Origin of the sequence: Halorubrum miltondacostae (assembly GCF_041379815.1) — an archaeon.
Classification (GTDB): domain Archaea; phylum Halobacteriota; class Halobacteria; order Halobacteriales; family Haloferacaceae; genus Halorubrum; species Halorubrum miltondacostae.
Genome location: NZ_JBEDNY010000004.1, coordinates 194,515 through 214,438 on the forward strand (window position 1 = coordinate 194,515; position 19,924 = coordinate 214,438).

General features: G+C 71.1%; 20 protein-coding genes. 9 read left to right on the forward strand and 11 right to left on the reverse strand.

The window, feature by feature from the left end:
- Positions 1 to 4 precede the first annotated feature (4 nt).
- The gene (locus ABNG04_RS13070; protein ID WP_371162846.1) at positions 5 to 1,300 is read right to left on the reverse strand and encodes an extracellular solute-binding protein; all 1,296 of its coding nucleotides are present in this window, start codon (positions 1,298 to 1,300) and stop codon (positions 5 to 7) included.
- 218 nt (positions 1,301 to 1,518) lie between these two features.
- On the opposite strand from ABNG04_RS13070, the gene ABNG04_RS13075 reads away from it, so the two are divergent.
- The 6 genes from ABNG04_RS13075 (at position 1,519) to ABNG04_RS13100 (ending at position 9,417) form a co-directional block, all read left to right on the forward strand.
- Positions 1,519 to 2,652 carry an ABC transporter ATP-binding protein gene (locus ABNG04_RS13075; RefSeq protein ID WP_371162847.1) on the forward strand — a complete coding sequence of 378 codons (1,134 nt, stop codon included), beginning with the start codon at positions 1,519 to 1,521 and terminating at the stop codon, positions 2,650 to 2,652.
- A 260-nt stretch (positions 2,653 to 2,912) separates the two neighbouring features.
- Positions 2,913 to 5,255: a DNA mismatch repair endonuclease MutL gene (gene mutL / locus ABNG04_RS13080; RefSeq protein WP_371162848.1), complete on the forward strand. Its 2,343-nt coding sequence runs from the start codon at positions 2,913 to 2,915 to the stop codon at positions 5,253 to 5,255.
- Between the two features lie 119 nt (positions 5,256 to 5,374).
- Positions 5,375 to 6,922, forward strand: a complete 1,548-nt coding sequence (locus tag ABNG04_RS13085) for a methyl-accepting chemotaxis protein (RefSeq protein WP_371162849.1) — start codon at positions 5,375 to 5,377, stop codon at positions 6,920 to 6,922.
- On the forward strand, positions 6,919 to 7,662 hold the full coding sequence (locus ABNG04_RS13090; RefSeq protein WP_371162850.1) for a bacteriorhodopsin: 744 nt from the start codon (positions 6,919 to 6,921) through the stop codon (positions 7,660 to 7,662). The genes ABNG04_RS13085 and ABNG04_RS13090 overlap by 4 nt, the downstream gene beginning before the upstream one ends.
- A 121-nt stretch (positions 7,663 to 7,783) precedes the next feature.
- Entirely contained in the window at positions 7,784 to 8,944 is a 1,161-nt protein-coding gene (locus tag ABNG04_RS13095; protein ID WP_371162851.1) for a thiolase family protein, read from the forward strand.
- Complete coding sequence (locus ABNG04_RS13100) at positions 8,941 to 9,417, forward strand: Zn-ribbon domain-containing OB-fold protein (RefSeq protein WP_371162852.1); 477 nt, start codon at positions 8,941 to 8,943, stop codon at positions 9,415 to 9,417. The genes ABNG04_RS13095 and ABNG04_RS13100 overlap by 4 nt, the downstream gene beginning before the upstream one ends.
- Positions 9,418 to 9,450: 33 nt before the next feature.
- Here ABNG04_RS13100 and ABNG04_RS13105 read toward each other — a convergent pair whose 3' ends face one another.
- The 4 genes from ABNG04_RS13105 to ABNG04_RS13120 all read right to left on the reverse strand — a co-directional run bounded on the left by ABNG04_RS13105 (position 9,451) and on the right by ABNG04_RS13120 (position 13,890).
- The gene (locus ABNG04_RS13105; RefSeq protein ID WP_371162853.1) at positions 9,451 to 10,029 is read right to left on the reverse strand and encodes a putative phosphothreonine lyase domain-containing protein; all 579 of its coding nucleotides are present in this window, start codon (positions 10,027 to 10,029) and stop codon (positions 9,451 to 9,453) included.
- 77 nt (positions 10,030 to 10,106) lie between these two features.
- A complete protein-coding gene (locus tag ABNG04_RS13110) occupies positions 10,107 to 10,880 on the reverse strand; it encodes a metallophosphoesterase (protein ID WP_371162854.1) in 774 nt (257 codons plus the stop codon).
- Positions 10,880 to 12,619, reverse strand: coding sequence for an RPA family protein (locus tag ABNG04_RS13115; RefSeq protein ID WP_371162855.1), 1,740 nt, complete (start codon positions 12,617 to 12,619; stop codon positions 10,880 to 10,882). The genes ABNG04_RS13110 and ABNG04_RS13115 overlap by 1 nt, the downstream gene beginning before the upstream one ends.
- Entirely contained in the window at positions 12,616 to 13,890 is a 1,275-nt protein-coding gene (locus tag ABNG04_RS13120; protein WP_371162856.1) for a Single-stranded DNA binding protein, read from the reverse strand. The genes ABNG04_RS13115 and ABNG04_RS13120 overlap by 4 nt, the downstream gene beginning before the upstream one ends.
- Positions 13,891 to 14,015: 125 nt before the next feature.
- Here ABNG04_RS13120 and ABNG04_RS13125 point away from each other — a divergent pair, with 125 nt between their 5' ends.
- Complete coding sequence (locus ABNG04_RS13125; RefSeq protein WP_371162857.1) at positions 14,016 to 14,339, forward strand: DUF7510 family protein; 324 nt, start codon at positions 14,016 to 14,018, stop codon at positions 14,337 to 14,339.
- 33 nt (positions 14,340 to 14,372) lie between these two features.
- Here the strand turns inward: ABNG04_RS13125 and ABNG04_RS13130 are convergent, their stop codons facing one another.
- Together ABNG04_RS13130 and ABNG04_RS13135 are read right to left on the reverse strand one after the other, a co-directional pair.
- Positions 14,373 to 15,401 (reverse strand): glycosyltransferase family 4 protein, encoded by a 1,029-nt coding sequence (locus ABNG04_RS13130; RefSeq protein WP_371162910.1) that lies wholly within the window; start codon positions 15,399 to 15,401, stop codon positions 14,373 to 14,375.
- 125 nt (positions 15,402 to 15,526) lie between these two features.
- Entirely contained in the window at positions 15,527 to 15,805 is a 279-nt protein-coding gene (locus ABNG04_RS13135; protein WP_149797199.1) for a DNA-directed RNA polymerase subunit L, read from the reverse strand.
- 113 nt (positions 15,806 to 15,918) lie between these two features.
- On the opposite strand from ABNG04_RS13135, the gene ABNG04_RS13140 reads away from it, so the two are divergent.
- Both ABNG04_RS13140 and ABNG04_RS13145 read left to right on the forward strand, forming a co-directional pair.
- Positions 15,919 to 16,488 carry a GNAT family N-acetyltransferase gene (locus ABNG04_RS13140; RefSeq protein WP_371162858.1) on the forward strand — a complete coding sequence of 190 codons (570 nt, stop codon included), beginning with the start codon at positions 15,919 to 15,921 and terminating at the stop codon, positions 16,486 to 16,488.
- A 5-nt stretch (positions 16,489 to 16,493) separates the two neighbouring features.
- A complete protein-coding gene (locus ABNG04_RS13145; RefSeq protein WP_371162859.1) occupies positions 16,494 to 16,991 on the forward strand; it encodes a GNAT family N-acetyltransferase in 498 nt (165 codons plus the stop codon).
- A gap of 61 nt (positions 16,992 to 17,052) precedes the next feature.
- Here ABNG04_RS13145 and ABNG04_RS13150 read toward each other — a convergent pair whose 3' ends face one another.
- Genes ABNG04_RS13150 through ABNG04_RS13165 form a run of 4 tightly spaced genes read right to left on the reverse strand, consistent with a single transcriptional unit; the run spans position 17,053 to position 19,746 of the window.
- Positions 17,053 to 17,694 carry a 30S ribosomal protein S3ae gene (locus ABNG04_RS13150; RefSeq protein ID WP_006114322.1) on the reverse strand — a complete coding sequence of 214 codons (642 nt, stop codon included), beginning with the start codon at positions 17,692 to 17,694 and terminating at the stop codon, positions 17,053 to 17,055.
- Positions 17,691 to 18,047, reverse strand: coding sequence for a KEOPS complex subunit Pcc1 (locus tag ABNG04_RS13155; protein ID WP_371162860.1), 357 nt, complete (start codon positions 18,045 to 18,047; stop codon positions 17,691 to 17,693). The genes ABNG04_RS13150 and ABNG04_RS13155 overlap by 4 nt, the downstream gene beginning before the upstream one ends.
- A 1-nt stretch (position 18,048) precedes the next feature.
- Complete coding sequence (locus tag ABNG04_RS13160; RefSeq protein WP_371162861.1) at positions 18,049 to 19,242, reverse strand: exonuclease RecJ; 1,194 nt, start codon at positions 19,240 to 19,242, stop codon at positions 18,049 to 18,051.
- A gap of 36 nt (positions 19,243 to 19,278) precedes the next feature.
- Positions 19,279 to 19,746 (reverse strand): 30S ribosomal protein S15, encoded by a 468-nt coding sequence (locus ABNG04_RS13165; RefSeq protein ID WP_026046173.1) that lies wholly within the window; start codon positions 19,744 to 19,746, stop codon positions 19,279 to 19,281.
- Positions 19,747 to 19,924: the final 178 nt, after the last annotated feature.

A 19,924-nucleotide genomic window follows, 5' to 3' on the forward strand; every position in this document is an offset into this window, starting at 1 on the left:
GGGCCTACAGCGCCTCCCGGATCTCGGAGGCGGCCTGGTCGAGCGCGGCGTCGCTGTCCTGCTCGTCGTTGAACACGCGCTCGAGCGCGTCGGTCACGGGCGTCCAGACGCTGTCCATGTCCGGGTGCGTCGGGATGGGGACCCCGTGGTTGACCTGCTCGGCGAAGGCCTTGACCTCGCTGGAGAGGTCGTCGTTCTCGACCACGTCGGCGAGCACGGGGATGTACCCCTGCTCCTCGGCGTTGGTCTGGACGACGTCCTCGTTGGTGGTGTACCACTCGGCGAGTCCGGTCGCGGCGTCGACCGTGGACTGGTCCGCGTCCGCCAGCATCGAACTAAAGTAGAACAGCTGGATGCCCGAGTACGAGCGCGGGTGGTTCCCGTCGACGGTCGGCAGCGTCGTGACGCCGAGGTTCTCGATCTCCTCGTTGAGGTTGCCGAGCTCCCACGGACCGTTGATCGCGAACGGCGCGAGCCCGTCGGCGAACGCGACGATCTGCGACTCGTAGCCGGGGTCGGCGGGGACGTAGTCGGACAGGGTCTCGAGCGCGTCCATCCCGTTCTTACACGCGTCGCTGTCGACGCCGACTTCGAGGTTCCCCTCGTCGAAGATGTCCCCGCCGTACGCCTGGATGAAGCCGCTGGTGAAGTAGGGGTCGGTCACGGGGTAGGAGAGTCCGTACTCCCCGTTCTCCGGGTCGTGGTACTCCTCCATGATCGAGACCATCTCCTCCATCGTCTCCGGCGGCTCGTCGACCATGTCCTCGTTGTAGAACAGCGCGACGGTCTCGGAGGCGAACGGAAGCCCGTACAGCGAGCCGTTGAACTGTGCGGCCTCGCGGGCCGCCTGCGTGTAGCTATCGAGCGAGACATCGACGTCGTCGCTCGCGTCGTAGAGGAACGGCGGGTCCTCGCGGACGGCGAACCGGCCCACCCAGTCGTGCGCCCAGATCCACGAGTCGGGGCCGTCGCCGGCCGGAATCGCGGTCTCGAGTTGCTGGTCGAGGTCCCCGCCGGGGGCCTCCTTGTTGATGGTGTTGCCCGTGTCGGACTCGTACTGATCGATGTAGCCGGTCAGCGCCTCGTCCTCGGCGTCGGAGAGGTCCACCCACAGCCGCGAGGACCCGGTGGACCCGCTGTCAGAGCTGTCCGATCCGTCCGAACTGTCGCCACCGTCGGAGCCGTCGGAGCCGTCCGACCCGTCGCCTCCGTCGCCGCCGGTGCTGATACAGCCCGCGAGGCCCGCGAGCGCAGTCGTTCCCCCCATCGCCTTGAGCAGCGTTCTACGTTTCTCGTTCATGTGGCTAGAACAAATGATGAATTATATTTTCATACATTTAGTATTTGGGGTACGTTCCGATCGATCGGGATTGATCCGGGTCGATCCGGAACGATTCATCGTCGATCGAACCCGTCGTTGCGGCCGCACTGAACGGCCGACATTTGAGAAGAGATTTTTCACCATATATCAAGAAAACAGCAAAGAACTCATATGCCATCGGACCCGTCTTCAGGGAAATGGCACGCGTCACGCTCGATACGCTCCGGAAGGAGTTCGACCGAGGAACCGTCGTCGCCGTCGACGATCTGGACCTGGAGATAGACGACGGGGAGTTCGTGACCGTTGTCGGGCCCTCCGGGTGCGGGAAGACGACGACGCTCCGGATGGTCGCCGGGCTCGAGGAGCCGACGTCGGGCACCGTCAGCTTCGACGACGAGGACGTCACCGACATCCACGCGAAGGAGCGCCCGGTCGCGATGGTGTTCCAGAACTACGCGCTGTACCCGCACAAGACGGTCCGGCAGAACATGGCGTTCGGGCTCAAGATGAGCACGGAGATGACCAAGGAGGAGCGCCACGAGCGCGTCCGCGAGATGGCGGAGATGATGGGCATCGAGGACCTCCTCGACGACAAGCCCGACGAGCTCTCCGGCGGACAGAAGCAGCGCGTCGCCCTCGGTCGCGCCATCGCGCGCGAGCCCGAGGTGTTTCTCTTCGACGAACCGCTCTCGAACCTCGACGCGAAGCTCCGCACGGAGATGCGCGCAGAGATCCAGAAGCTCCAGAAGGAGTTCGGCGTCACCGCGATGTACGTAACCCACGACCAGGAGGAGGCGATGACGATGGGCGACCGCCTCGCGATCCTCAACGACGGCGAGCTCCAGCAGGTCGGGAAGCCGACCGAGGTGTATCAGAACCCGGTCAACGAGTTCGTGGCCGGCTTCATCGGCTCGCCGTCGATGAACTTCCTCGACGTCGACGTGGAGACCGACGGGACGACGGCGACGATCCGCGACGAGTCGTCGGGGCTCGCGCTCACGCTCAGCCGCGACTACGTGGCGGGCCACGATGTCGAGAACGCCCCGTACACGCTCGGCATCCGGCCCGAGAACATCGGGGTCGTCGAGGAGCCGACCGGCGACGAGACGCTCACCGCGACGGTCGAGGTCGTCGAACCGATCGGCTCCGACAACTACGTCCACCTCAGCGTGAACGACGACTTCCTCGCGCGCTCGCCGGCGGACGTCAGGCCCGAGGCCGGCGACGAGGTCGGCGTCGTCTTCGACGAGGCGGACCTCCACCTGTTCGACGCCGAGACCGGCGAGGACGTGTTCCTCACCGACGAGGAGATCGCGGCGGCGATCGCGTAATTAGAGCCGGTCTCCGAGCCGGCCCTCTCGGCTGTGAACCGATCGTTCGTACTTTCTCTGCGTGCCATGCTCGGAGGTCAATAGATCGCGGCGGGCACCACCGAAGCCATGCCGCACCACGCGTGCGGCTCGCGCCTACGGGCGCTCGTCGGCGCGCACCGTCGTGATCCGGCCGTGATGAGCGCCGTCAGAATTCCTGCCACGGTGCCACCCCGCCCGACAACGGCTTCAAGTGCGCGCTCGTCAGACGGAGCGTACGAATGGAGCCGCCAGACATTGAGCGGTTGGACGAGCGGACCGTCCAGCGGATCGCGGCGGGCGAGGTCGTCGAGCGGCCCGCGAGCGTCGTGAAGGAGCTGGTCGAGAACAGCCTCGACGCGGGCGCGAGCCGCGTCGCCGTCTCGGTCGAGGCGGGCGGGACGGAGGGGATCCGCGTCCGCGACGACGGCGTCGGCATCCCCGACGACCAGTTGGAGGCGGCCGTCGCGGAGCACGCCACCTCGAAGATCGGCGACATCGAGGATCTCGACCGAGGCGTCGCCACGCTCGGCTTCCGCGGCGAGGCATTGTACACCGTCGGCGCCGTCTCGCGGCTCACCGTCCGGTCACGCCCCCCGGACGCCCAGGCGGGCGCGGAGATCACCGTCGCGGGCGGCGACGTGGGAGAGGTCCGACCGGCGGGCTGCCCCGCCGGCACGACCGTCGAGGTCGACGACCTCTTCTACAACACGCCCGCCCGCGAGAAGTTCCTCAAGCGGACGGCGACCGAGTTCGACCACGTGAACACCGTGGTGACGGGCTACGCGCTGGCGAACCCGGACGTCGCCGTCTCGCTGGAGCACGACGGCCGCGAGACGTTCGCGACCGAGGGGAACGGCGACCTCCGCTCCGCCGTCCTCGCCGTCTACGGCCGGGAGGTCGCCGAGTCGATGATCGACGTGGCGTGGACGCCGGACGGAGCTGAGGCGGGAGGCGTCGTCGACGACGCGCCCGTCCAGCGGGTCACGGGCCTCGTCTCCCACCCCGAGACGACCCGCTCCACCCGCGAGTACCTCTCGACGTACGTCAACGGGCGGTATGTCACTGCGAGCGCGCTCCGCGAGGCGACGCTAGCGGCCTACGGCGGCCAGCTGGCCCCCGACCGCTACCCCTTCGCGGTCCTCTTCGTCGAGGTGCCGGCCGGCGACGTGGATGTTAACGTCCACCCCCGGAAGCTGGAGGTCCGCTTCGACGAGGAGCCTGCCGTCAGGGACGCGGTCGAATCGGCCGTCGAGGAGGCCCTGCTCGACTACGGGCTGATCCGGTCGACGGCGCCCCGGGGGCGGTCCGCGCCCGACGAGACGGTCGTCCAGCCCGAGACGCCGGACACCGAGGCAGTTGGCGGGGCGAGCACCGACCACGAGCGCGCCGCGCGCGAGGGGCGCGAGCCCGCGCCGTCGGCGGAGTCGGCGGACCCCGAGTCGACCGCCGGCGAGGGGGATGGAACTGTGGGGGTCGGCGGCGATGACGATGACCCGTCGGTGCCGACCGAGGCGGATCCGGCCGACGACGACGCGTGGGCCGTCGAGGGCGTGGGCGGCGAGGGAGGAGCGGAACGCGATCCGACCGACGGACCGACGGCGCACGAGCAAGACGCCGACGCGGGCGGCGACGCGCGACCATCTCCGCGAAGCTGGCAGGCGGAGTCCCCGGCGGCGGACGCGTCCCCGGTGGCCGAGACGGGCGACGCAGAAGCCGAGGCCGACGATGAGACCGAGACGCTTGCCGACGCGGTCGACCGCGACTCGCGCGCGTCGACGGTGCGAGACGCGCCGATCGAGAGCGACTCCCCGGCCGCCGGCGGAACGAACACCGGCAGCGACAAAGCGAGGGGAAGCGACGAACGGGGCCCGCGGTCGACCGCGACGCGGGCGGACTCCTCGACTCGGTCTCCGACGCGGCAGCGGACCCTCGACGGTGAGTCGACCGAGAGCGAGCGCGAGTTCGACTCGCTGCCGTCGCTGCGGGTGCTCGGACAGCTCCACGAGACGTACGTCGTCGCCGAGGGGCCGGACGGGCTCGCGCTGATCGACCAGCACGCGGCCGACGAGCGGGTCAACTACGAGCGGCTGAAGGCGGTCTTCGCGGACGGGGCGGACGCGCAGGCGCTCGCGGAGCCGGTCCGGATCGAGTTGACCGCGCGCGAGGCGGCGCTGTTCGAAGAGTTCGTCGACGACCTCGCCGAGATCGGGTTCCGGGCCGAGCGCACGGGCGACCGCGCGGTCGCGGTGACGGCGGTGCCGGCCGTCTTCGACGCCGCGCTCGACCCCGACCTCCTGCGGGACGTGCTGTCGGCGCTGGTCGACGACGCCGCCGCCGGCGACGAGCCGGTCGCGGACGTCGTCGACGAGCTGCTCGCCGACCTCGCCTGCTACCCCTCGGTCACGGGGAACACCTCGCTGACCGAGGGGCGGGTCGTCGACCTCCTCGAACGGCTCGACGACTGCGAGAACCCCTACGCCTGTCCGCACGGGCGACCGGTTATCATCCGGCTGGACCGCGAGGAGATCGAATCGCGGTTCGAACGCGACTATCCGGGTCACGGCGGACGACGAGCGGAGTGAGAGTTCGAGGACGCTCCCCCGCTCCATTCGGGCGAATTGGCACCCGGCCAGCCACAGATATCATGTCTGATAGCAGCGGGGGGCCGTTTAACACGGTGGTTTCTCATATTGAATTACATATGACGTTCACAGCGGTGAAAAACAGCTACGGGGCGAAGTTGGGCGTCGGGTACGTCGCGACAGGGGCGTTCATCGTCGCCGTCGGGCTGGTCACCAACGACGCGAACGCGACGATCGTCGCGGCCGTCGCGGGACTCCTGACGTTGGGATCGATCAACGCGGCCGAGACGCTCGCCAGCGTCACCGAGATCGGGGCCCAGACCCGCCGCGTCGCGAACGGGGATATCGACAACGAAGTACGATCCACCCGGACGGACGAGTTCGGCGAGCTGGCGGGGTCGATCGAGCAGATGCGCGTGTCGCTGAAGGACCGACTGGCCGAGATGGAACGGACGCAAGACGAGCTGGAGGACGCGCGGACGGAGGCGACAGAGATGGCGGACCGGTACCGACGGACCGCCGAGCGGTACGCCGAAGTGATGGAGGAGGCGGCGACCGGCGACCTCACGCGCCGCGTCGACGTCGACGAGACCGACGAGAGCCTCGCGACCGTCGGCGAGTCGTTCAACCGGATGATGGACGACCTCCAGGGGACGGTCGAGACGGTCCGGGAGATGGCCGACCGGATCGAGGCCGACGCGGGCGAGATGGCGGAGATGAGCAACGAGGTCGAGCAGCGCGTCGCCAGCGCGACGGGGAGCGCGGGGTCGATCCGCGGGCAGGCGAGCGACCAGCGCGCCGAGCTGGAGTCCATCGCGGCCGACATCGAGACGGTCAGCGCGTCGGCCGAGGAGATCGCGGCGACCGTCGACGACCTGTCTGAGCGGAGCGAGACCGTCGCGGCCACGAGCGACGACGCCCGCAGCTCCTCGCAGAGCGCGCTCGACGAGATGGCGGAGGTCGAGGCGGAGGCGGAGCAGGCCGTCGACCGCGTCGAGCAGCTCCAAGACGGGATGGAGGAGATCACCGAGATCGTCGACATCATCGGCGAGATCGCCGAACAGACCAACATGCTCGCGCTGAACGCCTCGATCGAGGCGGCCCGCGCGGACGGCTCCGGCGACGGCTTCAGCGTGGTCGCGGAGGAGGTGAAGGGGCTCGCGGAGGAGACCCAGTCGCGCGCGAACGAGATAGATAAGATGATAGACGACATCGCCGACCAGACCGAGGAGGTGACCGTGTCGATCCGGTCGACGCAGGAGCGCGTCCAGACCGGGACCGACACGGTCGAGTCGACCCTGAGCGACATCGAGGCGATCGCGGACTCCGTCGACGAGATCAGCGGGTCGCTCGCGGAGATCCGCCGGACGACATCTGACCAGGCGGACACCGTACAGGACACGGCGAGCTCCGTCGACGGCATCACGGACCTCAGCACGGAGACGGCCGAGACGGCGGAGCAGGTGGCGGCGGAGATAGAGGAGGGACAGTCGGTGGTCGAGGCGGTCTCCGACTCGCTGCGGGAGTTCCAGACCGACGCCGTGACGACCCTCCAAGACCGCGTCGCGGCGTTCACCGTCGAGGAGGGAGAGTCCGCGCCCGACGCCCCGGCCGCGGGGAGCGGAACCCCGCACTCGCGGGCGACGACTGACGGGGGTGCGCGATGACCGACCCGGTCAGCGGCGCGTACTGGCTGGCGGCGGTCGCCTTCCTCGTCGGCGTCGGGATCACGGCGGTCCTGTACACGAAACTAGAGGGGTCGCGAGAGCGTAGCCGGCTGGCCGCGCTGGCTGCGATCCCCGGCTTCGCCGGGATCTGTTACGTCGGGATGGCGCTCGGGATCGGGACGGTGACGATCAACGGCAGCGAACTGGTCGGCCTCCGCTACGTGGACTGGATCGTCACCACGCCGCTGCTGGTCGGGTTCATCGGCTACGCCGCCGGCGCGTCGCGTCGCGCCATCGCCGGCGTGATGGTCGCCGACGCGCTGATGATCGCGTTCGGGGCGGCCGCGGTCGCGACCGGCGGGACGCTCAAGTGGGTGCTGTTCGGCGTCTCCTCGCTGTTCCACCTCTCGCTGTTCGCGTATCTGTACGTCATCTTCCCGCGCGGACTCCCGGACGACCCGATGCAGCGAGGGCTGTTCAGCCTACTGAAGAACCACGTCGGCCTGCTGTGGCTCGCGTACCCGTTCGTCTGGCTGATGGGCCCGGCAGGAATCGCCTTCACCGGCGCGGTGGGCACGGCGCTGACGTACGCCTTCCTCGACGTGCTGGCGAAGGTGCCGTACGTCTACTTCTTCTACGCCCGGCGGCAGGCGTTCATCGACGTGACGGCGTCGCGGGCGGCGGCCAAGGACGACGCGTCCGACGCGCTCCGCGACGACGCGCCGACTACGGCCGACTGAGCGGAACGGACCACTTTTATACCGATCCCGGTGCGAGACGAGTCGCCGATGAGAGTGGGCGAGTTTCGAACGCCCGACCGCAGAGAGGTACGTTTTAGGCGACCGCGACGGACCCGCTCGTATGGAACGTGTAGCGATCGTCGGCGCGTCGATGACCCGGTTCGGGCAGCGCGACGCCTGGGTGCGGGAGCTCCTGGCGGAGGCGGGCGCGGCCGCGCTCGACGACGCCGGCATCGACGGCGACGACCTCGACCACCTGTACGTCTCGAACATGGCGAGCGGCGAGTTCGAGGGACAGACCGGCGTCCCGAACGCGCTCGCCCACGACCTAGCGGCCCAGCCGGCCTACACCGCGCGGATCGACCAGACCTCCTCGTCGGGCGGGGCGGGCGTGTACGCCGCGTGGCAGTCGGTCGCCTCCGGCGCGAGCGACCTCACGATGCTCGTCGGCGGCGAGAAGATGACCCACCGGACCACGTCGGAGGCGACCGACGTGATCGCGTCGCTCACCCATCCGGTCGAGTACAAACACGGCGTGACGCTCCCCTCGTTCGCGGGGCTCACCGCGCGCCTGTACCTCGACGAGTACGACGCGCCCCGCGAGAGCCTCGGCAAGGTCGCGGTGAAGAATCACGAGAACGGTGTGGACAACCCTCACGCGCAGTTCCGGAAGGAGGTCGACCTCGACACCGTCCTCGACTCGCCGATCGTCGCCGACCCGCTCCGGCTGTACGACTTCTGTCCGATCACGGACGGCTCCGCGGCGCTCGTGTTCTGTCCGGAGTCCGTCGCCGAGGAGCACGCGCCCGAGGAAAGCTACGCCGTGATCTCGGGCATCGGCGGCGCGACCGACACCCACGTCGTCCACGAGCGCGCGGACCCGACGACGATGGGCGGCGTCGTCGACTCCTCCGAGGTCGCCTACGAGATGGCCGGGATCGGTCCGGACGATGTCGACGTGGCCGAGCTCCACGACATGTTCACCATCCTGGAGTTCCTCCAGAGCGAGGACCTCGGCTTCTTCGAGAAGGGCGAGGGGTGGAAGGCGGTCGAGGAGGGCGTCACCGACCGCGACGGCGAGCTCCCGATCAACACCTCCGGCGGACTCAAATCGAAGGGGCACCCGCTCGGGGCCAGCGGCGTCGCGCAGGTGTACGAGATATTCAAGCAGGTCACGGGCGACGCCGGGCCGCGGCAGGTCGAGGCCGGCACGGGGCTCGCCTGTAACGTCGGCGGGTTCGGGAACTGCGTGACCACCACCATCTTGGAGGGAAGCCAATGAGCGACCACGAGACGACCGACACCGACGCGGACGGGCAGGGGGACAGCGCCGAACCGACCTTCGAGGCGGCGGAGTACGCGGACGGCACCGTCACGCACCCGCCACACACCGTGAGCCCGAACGGCGCGGAGCGCGTCGGCACGGTCGACCTTCGCGAGCGCGAGGGGCGGGTCGTCACGTGGACGACCTCGACCGCGACGCCGCCGGGCGTCCGCGAGCCGAACACCCTCGCGATCGTTGAGTTCGAGATGGGCGACGGCTACGACGGGCCGCCGGTCCGCGCGCTCGGCCAGATTGCCGAGCGCGGCGAAGCCGAAGAGACCGACGGCGGCGACGGCGGCGAGCAGTTCGACGTCGAGATCGGCGACCGCGTCGAGCCGGTGTACGGGGACGAGCTCCGCGAGCCCGGTGCCGGCATCCGCGAGCCCGCCAGCCAGGACTGGGACGGGTTCCGGTTCCGGCCGGTCGAGTAGTCCGCCTGCCGCCCCGGTCTCGTTTTTGCTCGGTCAGACCCGGAACCGCGACGCGTCGGAATCGGTGAGTTCCCCGAGGACTTCCTCGTGGACCCCGTCGAGCGTGTACACGTCAGGGCGGTAGCGGATCGGCTCGGTCACGCCGTGTCCCTCCCTGAGCCGACGCCGGACGCGGTCGACGTCCTCGTGGTCGAAGTAGTTCGGCGTGAACACGAGCACCGCGTGGTCGGTCTCGCCGAACGCCTCGCGGCCGGCGGCGGTCGTGACCTTCGCGTCCCAGAACTGCCCGGCCGCGACGTCTTCGACCACCGCCTCCCAGATGTCGTCCACCGTCTCCGGCGGCCGCTCGGCGAGCCACTTCCCGCTCAGGTAGGTCGTCTCCAGCGCGAGCGGGTCGGCGTCGCGGACGGTCTCGGGGTCGGCCACAGGCGACGACGCCGCCTCCGCATCGACCGGAGGGAGGTCGGTCTCGGTCGTCGCCGCCGGCCGCGTCACGCCGTGTTCCGGGAAGTAGCCGTCACGGGCCTGCCGCGGGAACCCGGTCGCGTGTTTGACCCGGAGCCAGTTCCATCCGGAGTCGTCAATCGCGGTCGGCGAGCGGTCGGTGACCATGATGTCGGTTCCGGGTCGGCGGTCAAAACTGTCTCGCCGGTCGGGGGACTGCGGGTGTTGCCCGCGGCGATCGGCGATCAGACTCGCCGGTAGTCGCCGAGCCGCGTCCCATTGAGGAGGTAGGCGTCCGCGTCGGGCAGCGCCGCGGGGAGGTACGGCGCGAGGAACGACTGCCCGTCGACGTTCACCCACGTCCCCCCGGACCGCTCGTTGAACGCCGGGAAGACGACCAGCTCGGGGGGGTCCCCCGTCCGGTCGGGCGTTTCGCCCGACTCGGTGAACGCCGCGGGGTCGAGCGCTCCGCGGAGCCAGGCGCGCTCGACGCGCGAGCCGCCCACCGCGTCCTCCAGCCGCACCTGCGGGTGTTCGTGGCCGGTACAGATCACGTCGGCCTCGACGAGCGCGGGGTCGGGCCAGGTGTGGCCGTGACAGACCGCGACGGCGGACGCCGAGCCGTCGCTCAGCGTCGCGCCCGTCGGCCCGATCACGTCGATGTCGTCCGCGAACGCCTCCGCGACGCCCGCGTCGTGGTTCCCCTCGACGAGCGTCATCGGGACGCGGTCGGTCACGGCCCGGATCAGGGTTTCCAGCTCCGCGCGCTCGTCGCCGTCCGGCGCGGAGATGCGGTGCGCGAGGTCGCCGAGGACGACGAGCCGGTCGGCGTCGGTCTCCGCGACGAGCCCGCAGAGGCGCTCGCGGCGGGCGTCGGCCCGGGAGTCGAGTTCGACGCCGCGCTCGTAGCGCAAACCGACCTCGATGCCGGCGTGAACGTCGGCGACGAGCAGCGCGCGCTCCCCGCCGAGGTCGGCCACGGCCGCCGGCTCGCCGACGACCGGCTCGACCCGCGCCATCAGATCGGCTTGAGCAGCCCGTCGCCGGGCTCGTAACACTGCCCGCTCATCAGCGCGTCCTGGATGGCGTCCTCGACCGCGTCGGGCTCGACCCCGTGGTCGCCCGCGACGCGCTCGACGACCGCCTCGCGCGGCGCGCCGTCGCCGTCGTCGAGATCGTCCATCGCCGCGACCGCCGCGGCCTCGAGGTCGACGTCCTCGGCGTCGCCGTCGGACGCCGCGTCCGCGTCGGCTCCGGCGTCGCCGTCGGCCGGGTCGTCGGCTTGGGTCGCGGAGTCGACCGTGTCGTCCTCGCCGGTCGCGACCGCAGCGGTCTCGCTCTCGTCGGCCGCGGCCGCCGCGGCGTCGCCGACCGGCTCCTCGACCATCTCCTCCGGCTCGGGGACATCGATGTCGGCCTCGCCCGGCTCGTCGACCTCGGTCCCGGTCGCGAAGTCGGTGCCGAACTCCGACTCGATCTCCTCGCGCTCCTCGTCGTCGAGCTGGTACATGTCGTCCGGGTCGGCGTCCGGATCGGGGGCGGCGCTCGCGCCCTCGTCGCCCCCGGCCTCGAGGTCCCCGATGTCGTCATCGCCGCCCGCGTCGAAGTCACCGATGTCGTCTCCGTCGTCGCCGGCGTCGAAGTCGCCGAGGCCGCCGTCGTCGGCCACGGCACCTTCGTCGGTGGTGACGCTGTCGTCTGTCGCGGTACGCTCTTCCATCGGCTCGGTGGAGTCGCCCGCATCGCCGAGCAATTCCGTGTCGGGGGTCGCGGTCGCCTCCGCTTCGGCCGTCTCGTTTTCCGAGGATTCCGCGGATCCGGCGCTCTCCGTGTCGGCCGCGTCGTCGAGCAGCGACTCGGCCTCGGCGGTCGATCCGGCGGCACCGGCCGACGAGTCGGCATCCGCGGTCGACGGGGTAGCGTCAGCGGTCGGTTCGGCCTCGCTCTCGCCGGCGGCGGGTTCCGGGTCGGAGCCGACGTCCGCAGCCGTGGCCGCGTCGGCCTCGGGCGTCGCCGCCGGTTCAGCGATCGTCACGTCGGTGTCGGGGAGCGGACCGATCGCGGTCGCGTCCCCCTCGTCGGGCGCGAGGTCGAGCGACCGCACCTCGTCGCGGTCGCCCGCGATCAGCTCCAGCGCGTCGACCGCGAGCCGGCGGACCGCCTCGACGTAGGCCGCGGTCGTGCCGTAGTGGTCGAGCACCCTCGGGATCCCGGCGGCCAGCGGGGCCGGCGCGCCGCCCGTCTCCAGTGCTGCGCGGAGGTCGTCGCCACGCAAGTCGGAATCGAGGGCGATCGCGAACACCGCGAGGCGGTCGAGCGTCGCCTCCGCGGCGGAGACGACCCAGCGGTCGCGGGTGTCGGCGTCGACCTCGTTGAGGCTCTCCGGGCGGACGGAAGTGAAGACGCGGTCGGAGTCCTCGGGCTCGAAGGTGCGCGCCTTGCCGGTGAGCGCGACGAACGCCGGCGGGTCGGCGCGTTCGAGGAAGGTCTGCGCCTCCGGCTGGTACTGGCCCGCGTAGGTGACGAACGCGCCGGAGGGGTCGACGACGCGGCCGCGCCGCGTCTCGTCGTTGACGCGCTCGACCTCGGTGAGCACGCCCGCGGTGAACAGGCGGTTCACCCGCGCGCCGGTCGGCGTGACGACGTAGTTCGGGGCGCGCTCCTCGTCGCTCTCGGAGGACGACAGCGAGGCGTCGTCGAACTCGGCGGCGAACACCCGGTAGGCGACCTCCCGCGTGCCCGGGCCGTCGTCGCTCATTCGCCCACCTCCGCGAGCGCGGCGCGGGCGTGGGCGGCCGGGTCGTCGGCGGCGATCTCGAACTCGACCGCGTCGAGGGTCGCGCCGTAGTCGTCGACCGAGAGGTTCCCGCGGACGCGGTAGGCGCGCCCGACCAGCGAGTCGGCGATGTCGTCGGCGACGACCGCCTTGTCCATCGCGTCCTTCGCCGCCGCGAGCGCGTCGTCGAGGCCGCCGCCGTACACCTCGGCGGTGAGCTCGTCGTCGAGGACGACGGTGACCGTGTCGGTGCCGTCGTCGAGGATCGCCTTCACCCGCAGGTCGTCCTCGCCGTCGACGTCCCCGTGGCTCCGACACTGGCCGTTCTGGACGACGCGGCCGCACTCCGGACAGCGCTCGATGAGCCCGGAGCCGTCGCGGACCTCCAGCACGTTTCCGACGACCTCAACGTCGAACATCCCGCCGGAGCCGACCGCGTCGGCGACAGACAGCCGCGGGGCGTCCTCGGCAACCTCGACGGGGTCGGGGAGGGGGGTCACCGCCGAGAACTCGGTGAGGTTGATCGAGGGGACGCCGCGGAACTCGCGGACGTACACGTCCTCGATCCGGAGGTCCGCACCGGCCTCGATCTCGGGGCGCGGCTGCCAGTCGGTGAAGGGGAGCTTCGCCGTCTCGTCGCCGACGACGCCCTCCAGGATCTCCGTCTCGCCGTCGCGCCCGGAGATGGTCTTCTCGTCGACCTCCAGCACGCGGACCTCCACGTTGCGCCCGCGGTCGCCCGCCGCGATGTCGACGAGGCTACGGTCGCCGCCAACCTCGCGGTCGACATCCACTTCCTCGTCGGCGATGGCGACCGTCGTCGAGTCGTTGAGGTTCAGCTCCGGCTCCCCCTCCCACTCGCGGACGCCGGCGTTGCCGATCGTCAGCGAGTCGCCCGGCTCGAAGCCGAAGTCCTGCCACGCGGTGTAGGAGATGACGCCGGTCTCGTCGGCGATCTCTCCCTCCCGGATCGTGAGGTCGTCGCCCTGGTACCGGATCGTGCGCGTCCCCTGCGTCAGCACGCGGACGGTGACCGTCACGCCGTCGTGGTCGGTGGTGATCTCGTCCACGTCGACGGCGTCGGGCGTCGGGGTCGACCCGCCACCGCCGCCACCGTGTTTCCGACGGACGCTCTGTTTCGCCTCATCGACAGGGACGCTGTACTCCAGTAGATTCTGTAGGTCGGCTTTGACCTCCTCTTTGTCGACGCCGAGGTCGGAGGCGAGTTCCTCGGCATGGCTGTTGACGTCCATCGGTGCGAGATTCGGCGCGGCCGCACAAAAGGATTCACCACCGGCCGGCTGGCCCGAGTCCGAGGCGCCGCGACCGCCGGCGCGCCGCCGGTAGGGCTAAACCGCTCCCCGTCGCAGGCCCCTACATGGACGACACCGACATCGACGTCGACGCGCGGATCGCCGAGGACCGCACGGTCATCGACGTGACCGGGACGAGGGACGTCGCGGTCGTCGTGCGGTCCGAGGGCGGCGAGCGGGTCTACCTCCCGCCGGAGGGGTTCGACGACCCGGTCGGCGGGTCGCCGTACACGTCGCCGTACCAGGGCGCGGGCGCCGGCGGCGAGGAGAGCCCCTACGGCGGCGCGACCGCCAGCACGCGCGGCGTGATGGAGACCGCGGACGGGTTCCGGGTCACGCACCCGGAGCCGGTGAGCGAGTTCGACGTGTTCCGGGGCGACGGGGACTGAAGGAAGGTCTCGGGGAGAAGAGGTTCGGACGGGTTACGCGACGTCTTCGTACACGGCGAGCGTGTCCTCGGCCACGTCCAGCCACTCGCGGCGCTCGTACTCCGGCGGCTCCTCGCGGTCGAGCGCCTCGATGAGCCCGTCGACGATCGACTCCGAGTCCGTTTCGACCTCGACGAGGCAGCCGTCGGGGAGCACCTCGGCGACGCCCGACGGGGTCGCGACGACCTGCGTGCCCGCCTCCAGCGCCTCCGTGATCGTGATCCCGAACGGTTCAGCGTACGAGGGCGAGACGAACGCGTCCGCGGCGGCGTAGTAGTCGCCGAGCTCCGCCTCCGGGACGTAGCCGACGAACTCGACGCGGTCCTCGATGCCGAGGAGCTCGGCGAATCGCTTCAGCTGCTCGGTCTGGTGGCCCGACCCGCCGACGACGAGGGTCACGTCGCGGCCGCGCAGCTTCTTGGTCGCGTACAGGAGGTGCGAGATCCCCTTCTGGTCGGTGTGGCGGCCGACGAAGAACAGCATCTCGCCGTCGATGCCGAGGTCCTCGCGGACGTCCTTGCCGGAGAACGTCGGCGTCGAGAAGCCGTTGTACACGACCCGCGAATCCGCGTCGTACAGCTCTCGGATGTCCTCGCGGACGAGCTCGCTGACCGCGATGTTGGTGTCCGCGGCGTTCGCGAGCCGGCGCTCGGTCTCGACCTCGCGGCTCGGCGGGTCGATGTTGCGGTCGCTCGCCAGCGAGTGGAACGAGGAGACCCACGTCGCGTCGGACTCCCGGGCGGCGGCGCGGCCGGGCCCGTACCCGAACCAGTCGTGCGTGTGGATCACGTCGTGCTCGGGCGCGAGCTCGGCGAAGCGATCGGAGAGCTCCCCGACGCGGGCCGCGACGTCTCCCCCGCCGGTCTCGACGGGTTCGAGCCCCGGCTCGTCGTCGGGGGCGAACTCCGCCGGCAACACGAGCGTGGCGTTGACGCCGAGTTCGTCGCGGAGCCCGGTGAACAGTTCCCCTACGTGGACGTCGAGCCCGCCGGTGATGTTCGGCGGGAACCCCCACCCCAGCATGAGTACGCTCGGCGGCATACACCCCCGTTTCGGGAGTCGCTACTTAGGTATGCCCCTCGTGAGATGCGGGGAGCAGCGGCGGGCGCTCGGGCGGCGCGACCGCTCGGAGAGAGAAGGAGACCGGGTCAGGCCGCGCGGACCGCGTCGCGCAGCGCGTCCGTACGCTCCGTGATAGAGCCGGCGGCGTCCGCGAGCACGTCGAGCGGGTCGCCCTCGGCGGCCTTGACCGTGAGGACGGGCTCGGTCTGTCCCCCGGACTGCTCGGGGTTCATGTCGTAGGTCGCGGCCGCGACGTCGTCCGACTCCAGCAGGGCGCCCTTTAGCACGTTCATGAACGTGTGATCCTCGCCCGCGATCTCGATGTGGAGTTCCGTGTCGGTCTTCTCGATGACCCGCAGTTCCATACCCGTGAGGTCGGGCGAGCGGCGTTTCAAGGTTTCGTCTCCCGGTTCTCGCCGGATGCGGACGGATCGCACGCGGCCGGAAAACACTTCCATCGCCGACCGAGACGCCGGGTATGTCCACCGATCGACCCGCGATCCGACGCCTGCCGTCCGATGACGGCGCCCTCCGCCGGTATACGGCCGACCTATGGCTCCCGTACAACCGCGACCTCGCCGACGCCGTGGCGGCCCACGACCTCGCGGACTGGCCCGAGGAGCGATTCGTCGAGCGACACGTGGAGTTCGCGCGGAACCGACTGGACGAGGTGGGGAGTCGCGGCTGGATCGCCGTGACCGCCGCCGAGTGCGCGGACGGCGCCGCGGTCGACCCCGCGACCGCCGACGTGACCGACCCCGGCCTCGACCTCGTCGGACTGCTGATGACGAGCGTCGACGAGTGTCCCGACCCGTTTGACCGCCCGGACCGGCTGGTGATCGGCGAGATATACGTCGCGGAGCCGTACCGCGGCACCGGCCTCGCCGACCGGTTCGTCGAGCGCGCGGTCGCCGACGCCCACGACCACGGCTGCGAACAGCTCCGGCTCGACGTCGACGTCGACAACGAGCGGGCCCGAGCGTTCTACGAGCGGATGGGGTTCGAGGACTACCGCAAGCAGATGATGATGGGGGTGGAGGCCCAGTGACTCCGATGGTCAGGCGGCTTCGCGAGGGGGACGTGCGACCGCTGGTCGAGGACCTGTGGCTGCCGTTCGCCCGGGAGATGGAACCGATCGCCGAGCGGAACGCGCTCGCGGACGACGTCGACCTCGTCGCGGCGGGCGTCGAGCACCGGCGGGACCGGCTCGACGACGACGAGGCGGTGACGTGGGTCGCCGTCGCCGAGGGCGGAACGGGCGACGACGGCCGCCTCGTCGGCTACATCGCCGCAAGCGTCGCGTCGTCCGCGCCCGTGTTCGCGGCGGGCGACCGGCTCCACGTTGGCGAGCTGTACGTCCGCGAGCCGCACCGCGGCGAGGGCGTCGCCGGCGACCTGCTCGACCGGGTCGACGCGGCGGCCGCGGCCCGCGGCTGTGAGCGCGTGACGCTCGACGTGGACGTCGGCAACGAGCGCGCCAAGGCGTTCTACGAGAAGCTAGGGTTCTCCGTGGCGCGCCACCGGATGGTCGACCGCGTCGACGAGGCGTGAGCCACGGCGCCGCCGCTGGCGGCGGGAATAAACGGAGAACGGCCTGCGGCGGGCGACGCGGTTACTCGTCGACCGCGACTTCGTCGGCGTCGACGTCGACGGACGCCTCCTCCTCTGCGGCGACCTCGCGCGGACGCGCTTCGAGGGTCAGCTTCTGGACCTCGACGCGGCGCAGCGGGTAGATCTCCTTGGCGTCGCCGTAGATGGCCGACGAGAGGTTCCCGTCGACGATCGCGTCGACGAACGCCTCGAAGGTGCGCTCCTCGGCGGCCGCGTGGACCTTGTCGATCATGACGCGCCGGATCGCCTTCTCCTGGGACCGGTCAGCCTTCTTCGTGGTCAGGGCGACGGGCTGGACGCGGATGCGGTAGTCGTCCGTCGTCAGCACCGTGATCGACGCCTCGACCTTCGAGGCGCCGCGGCGGACGAGCGAGCGCAGGTAGTCGCGCGTCAGCTCGTACTTGATGAACTCGGTGTACGCCGAGTCGCTGCCGACGTCGGTGATCTTGAAGGTCAGCTTCGTGTTGTTCGCGTTGGAGTCGCCCGTCAGCTCGTCGAGCGTCGTCGTGATCGTGCGGCCGACGACCTGCTGGGGCTCCTCGGCGAGGGTCTCCCCGAGCTCCTGTCGGTCGAACTGTTCGGGCGCCAGCACGGAGTACCAGCGCTTCTGTTCTCTGCTCTTGGATACGGATCGTTCGCTCATGTGTCGGTGTGTGTGTCGGTGTCGGTCGTCTGCGGTTCGTCCGTGGCGTCGGAGTGCGGTTCGTTCGCGGCGTCGGAGTGCGCGTCGTCGCGGGCGGCGTGTGCCCGTGCGCGTTCGACGACGCGGTCCGCGACGCGGAGGTTCACGAGGTGGTCGTCCAGCGTCGACTGGAGCCCGCCGGTCGTCGGTCGCGCGACGGTACAGGCGACGACGTCGCCGTCGACGCGTGTACGCATCGAGTCGGTCTCGTCCGGGCCGAGCGCGGCCGCGACGGTCGCGGCGTCGGCGTGTTCGGTGCGGACCGTCGCGGTCCGGTCGGCGTCGTCGGCCGTTCCGGGGGCGTCGTCGCCCATCTCAGATCGCCTCCCGGAGCGCGGCGAGCGCCGCCGTGATGTCGGTGTCGCCGGGTGCGTCGGTCTCGACGGCGATCCCGCCGCGAGCGGGGGTCCCCCAGCCGTCGCCGCCGACCTCGCCGGCGGCGGTCCGGCAGGCGTCGCCGAGCCCGACCGGTTCGGTGGCTCCGGCCGCGAGCCGGCCCGTGCCCTCGTCGAGCGCGACCGCGACGGGCTCCGGCGACCGGAAGTCCCGGACGAGCCGGGCGACCGTCGGCAGGACCACCGGGACCGCGTCGACGCGGGCGACGACGCAGCCGTCGTACCGGCCGATCGTCGCGTCGTCGAGCGCCCGGTGCGCCGCCAGTCCGTGGCGGTGCCAAGCGTCGAGCGCGGCCGTCCGGAGCGACGGGTCGGGGTCGCTCGCGAGCGCGAGCGCGACGCCCGTCCCGGGCGCCTCCCGAGCGAGCGCGTCGAGCACGTCGGCGTAGCCGCCGACCGTCTCGAACGGGCCGTCCGTCGCGTACGGGCGGAGCGCGCGCTCGACCGCCGCGGCCGAGCGCTCGCTCGCGTCGTCGCCGTCGACCGCGTCGACCGCGACCAGCGACGCGAAGCGCCGCCGGTCGTCGGCGTCCGGGTCAGCGGGCAGTCCGAGGGGAGCGAGTGCGTCGTGCGCCCCCTCGGGGTCGCCGGAGTACCGCGTGCGAGCGAGCGTCGAGGCCGCGAGGGCCTCGGGCCGCGAGGGCGTGGCCTCGGCGCCGTCGTCGCCCGAAACCGGAAGCGCGACGCCGGGCCGTCGCTCGACGCGACCGGCGCGTTCCGCGGCGTCGAGCGCGTCACCGGAGCCGTCGGCGCCGGGGATGGACCCGGCCGCGACGACGCCGGCGAGCGCGACCACGGGGTCGGGGTCGACGCCGAGCGCGCGGGCGACCGCGAAGGCCGCCGTGCTCGCCGGTCGCCCCGTCCCGGGGATCGCGTGCGGGCCGCGGTCGACGCCGACCGTCACCGCGACGCCGTCGTCGACGTCCGCCGGGACCGGATCGCGGTCGACCCGCGCCTGGAACGGCGTGCCGGCCGCTCGGAGCGCTCGCGCGAGCAGCCCCGCGGCTGCCAGCGCGTCGCCGTCGTCGGTCGCGACGAGCCGGACGAACGGCGCGTCTGCGAGGACGCCGGCGAGCGCGTCGGGGGCGGGCGTGGCGGACGTCGCTTCGGTCATGGTGGTGTCGTGATCTCCTGTCGCCGCGTTGGCCGCTTACTCCTCGAGGTACTCGACGGCGTTCTCGTAGGTGTACGTGAACTCCTCGTCGATCTCGTCGCCGCGGTAGTAGTTCGCGAGGCGGCGGATCTTCGACTCCGTGTTCTGGAGCGCGCGCTTGTTCTGGTGGTCCTGCCCGTTCTCCTCCATGTGCTCGCGCAGGCGGATCGCCTGCGACATGAGGTTGCGGAGGTCTTCCGGGATGTCGGCGTCGGCGTCGTGTTCCTCGAGGATCTCGGTGACCTTCTTGCCGGTCGCCAGCTTCACGTCGGGGACCGGGACGCCCTTGACGCCCTCGTCGCGCAGCTTGAGGCCGATGACGCTGGGGTCGTGGCCCTGCTCCGCCAGTTCGACGACGCGGGACTCGATGTCCTCGGCGTCGACGTCGCTCCACTCCGGGGTCTCGTCCGTCGCCGGTTTGTCCGAACCGGACGAACCGCGACGGCGCGTGTGCATTCGTGCCATTGTCTGTTGGTTGGAACGGCACAACCGCAACGTGACCGCGACTCCGCGCGGCGCGGCTACGGACCGCTCGCGGACGAGCGATCCGACCGGACGACCCGCGCGAGCGGGCCGCCCGACCGCGACGCCGGAGGCGTCGGCGCACTGCTACATTCCCAAGCCGCGGGCGAAAGGGCCCCGG

Excerpts from the sequence above, each read along its gene's own strand:
- ABNG04_RS13070 (WP_371162846.1), bottom strand. The coding sequence starts at position 1,300 with ATGAACGAGAAACGTAGAACGCTGCTCAAGGCGATGGGGGGAACGACT.
- ABNG04_RS13075 (WP_371162847.1), top strand. The coding sequence starts at position 1,519 with ATGGCACGCGTCACGCTCGATACGCTCCGGAAGGAGTTCGACCGAGGA.
- mutL (WP_371162848.1), top strand. The coding sequence starts at position 2,913 with ATGGAGCCGCCAGACATTGAGCGGTTGGACGAGCGGACCGTCCAGCGG.
- ABNG04_RS13085 (WP_371162849.1), top strand. The coding sequence starts at position 5,375 with ATGACGTTCACAGCGGTGAAAAACAGCTACGGGGCGAAGTTGGGCGTC.
- ABNG04_RS13090 (WP_371162850.1), top strand. The coding sequence starts at position 6,919 with ATGACCGACCCGGTCAGCGGCGCGTACTGGCTGGCGGCGGTCGCCTTC.
- ABNG04_RS13095 (WP_371162851.1), top strand. The coding sequence starts at position 7,784 with ATGGAACGTGTAGCGATCGTCGGCGCGTCGATGACCCGGTTCGGGCAG.
- ABNG04_RS13100 (WP_371162852.1), top strand. The coding sequence starts at position 8,941 with ATGAGCGACCACGAGACGACCGACACCGACGCGGACGGGCAGGGGGAC.
- ABNG04_RS13105 (WP_371162853.1), bottom strand. The coding sequence starts at position 10,029 with ATGGTCACCGACCGCTCGCCGACCGCGATTGACGACTCCGGATGGAAC.
- ABNG04_RS13110 (WP_371162854.1), bottom strand. The coding sequence starts at position 10,880 with ATGGCGCGGGTCGAGCCGGTCGTCGGCGAGCCGGCGGCCGTGGCCGAC.
- ABNG04_RS13115 (WP_371162855.1), bottom strand. The coding sequence starts at position 12,619 with ATGAGCGACGACGGCCCGGGCACGCGGGAGGTCGCCTACCGGGTGTTC.
- ABNG04_RS13120 (WP_371162856.1), bottom strand. The coding sequence starts at position 13,890 with ATGGACGTCAACAGCCATGCCGAGGAACTCGCCTCCGACCTCGGCGTC.
- ABNG04_RS13125 (WP_371162857.1), top strand. The coding sequence starts at position 14,016 with ATGGACGACACCGACATCGACGTCGACGCGCGGATCGCCGAGGACCGC.
- ABNG04_RS13130 (WP_371162910.1), bottom strand. The coding sequence starts at position 15,401 with ATGCTGGGGTGGGGGTTCCCGCCGAACATCACCGGCGGGCTCGACGTC.
- ABNG04_RS13135 (WP_149797199.1), bottom strand. The coding sequence starts at position 15,805 with ATGGAACTGCGGGTCATCGAGAAGACCGACACGGAACTCCACATCGAG.
- ABNG04_RS13140 (WP_371162858.1), top strand. The coding sequence starts at position 15,919 with ATGTCCACCGATCGACCCGCGATCCGACGCCTGCCGTCCGATGACGGC.
- ABNG04_RS13145 (WP_371162859.1), top strand. The coding sequence starts at position 16,494 with ATGGTCAGGCGGCTTCGCGAGGGGGACGTGCGACCGCTGGTCGAGGAC.
- ABNG04_RS13150 (WP_006114322.1), bottom strand. The coding sequence starts at position 17,694 with ATGAGCGAACGATCCGTATCCAAGAGCAGAGAACAGAAGCGCTGGTAC.
- ABNG04_RS13155 (WP_371162860.1), bottom strand. The coding sequence starts at position 18,047 with ATGGGCGACGACGCCCCCGGAACGGCCGACGACGCCGACCGGACCGCG.
- ABNG04_RS13160 (WP_371162861.1), bottom strand. The coding sequence starts at position 19,242 with ATGACCGAAGCGACGTCCGCCACGCCCGCCCCCGACGCGCTCGCCGGC.
- ABNG04_RS13165 (WP_026046173.1), bottom strand. The coding sequence starts at position 19,746 with ATGGCACGAATGCACACGCGCCGTCGCGGTTCGTCCGGTTCGGACAAA.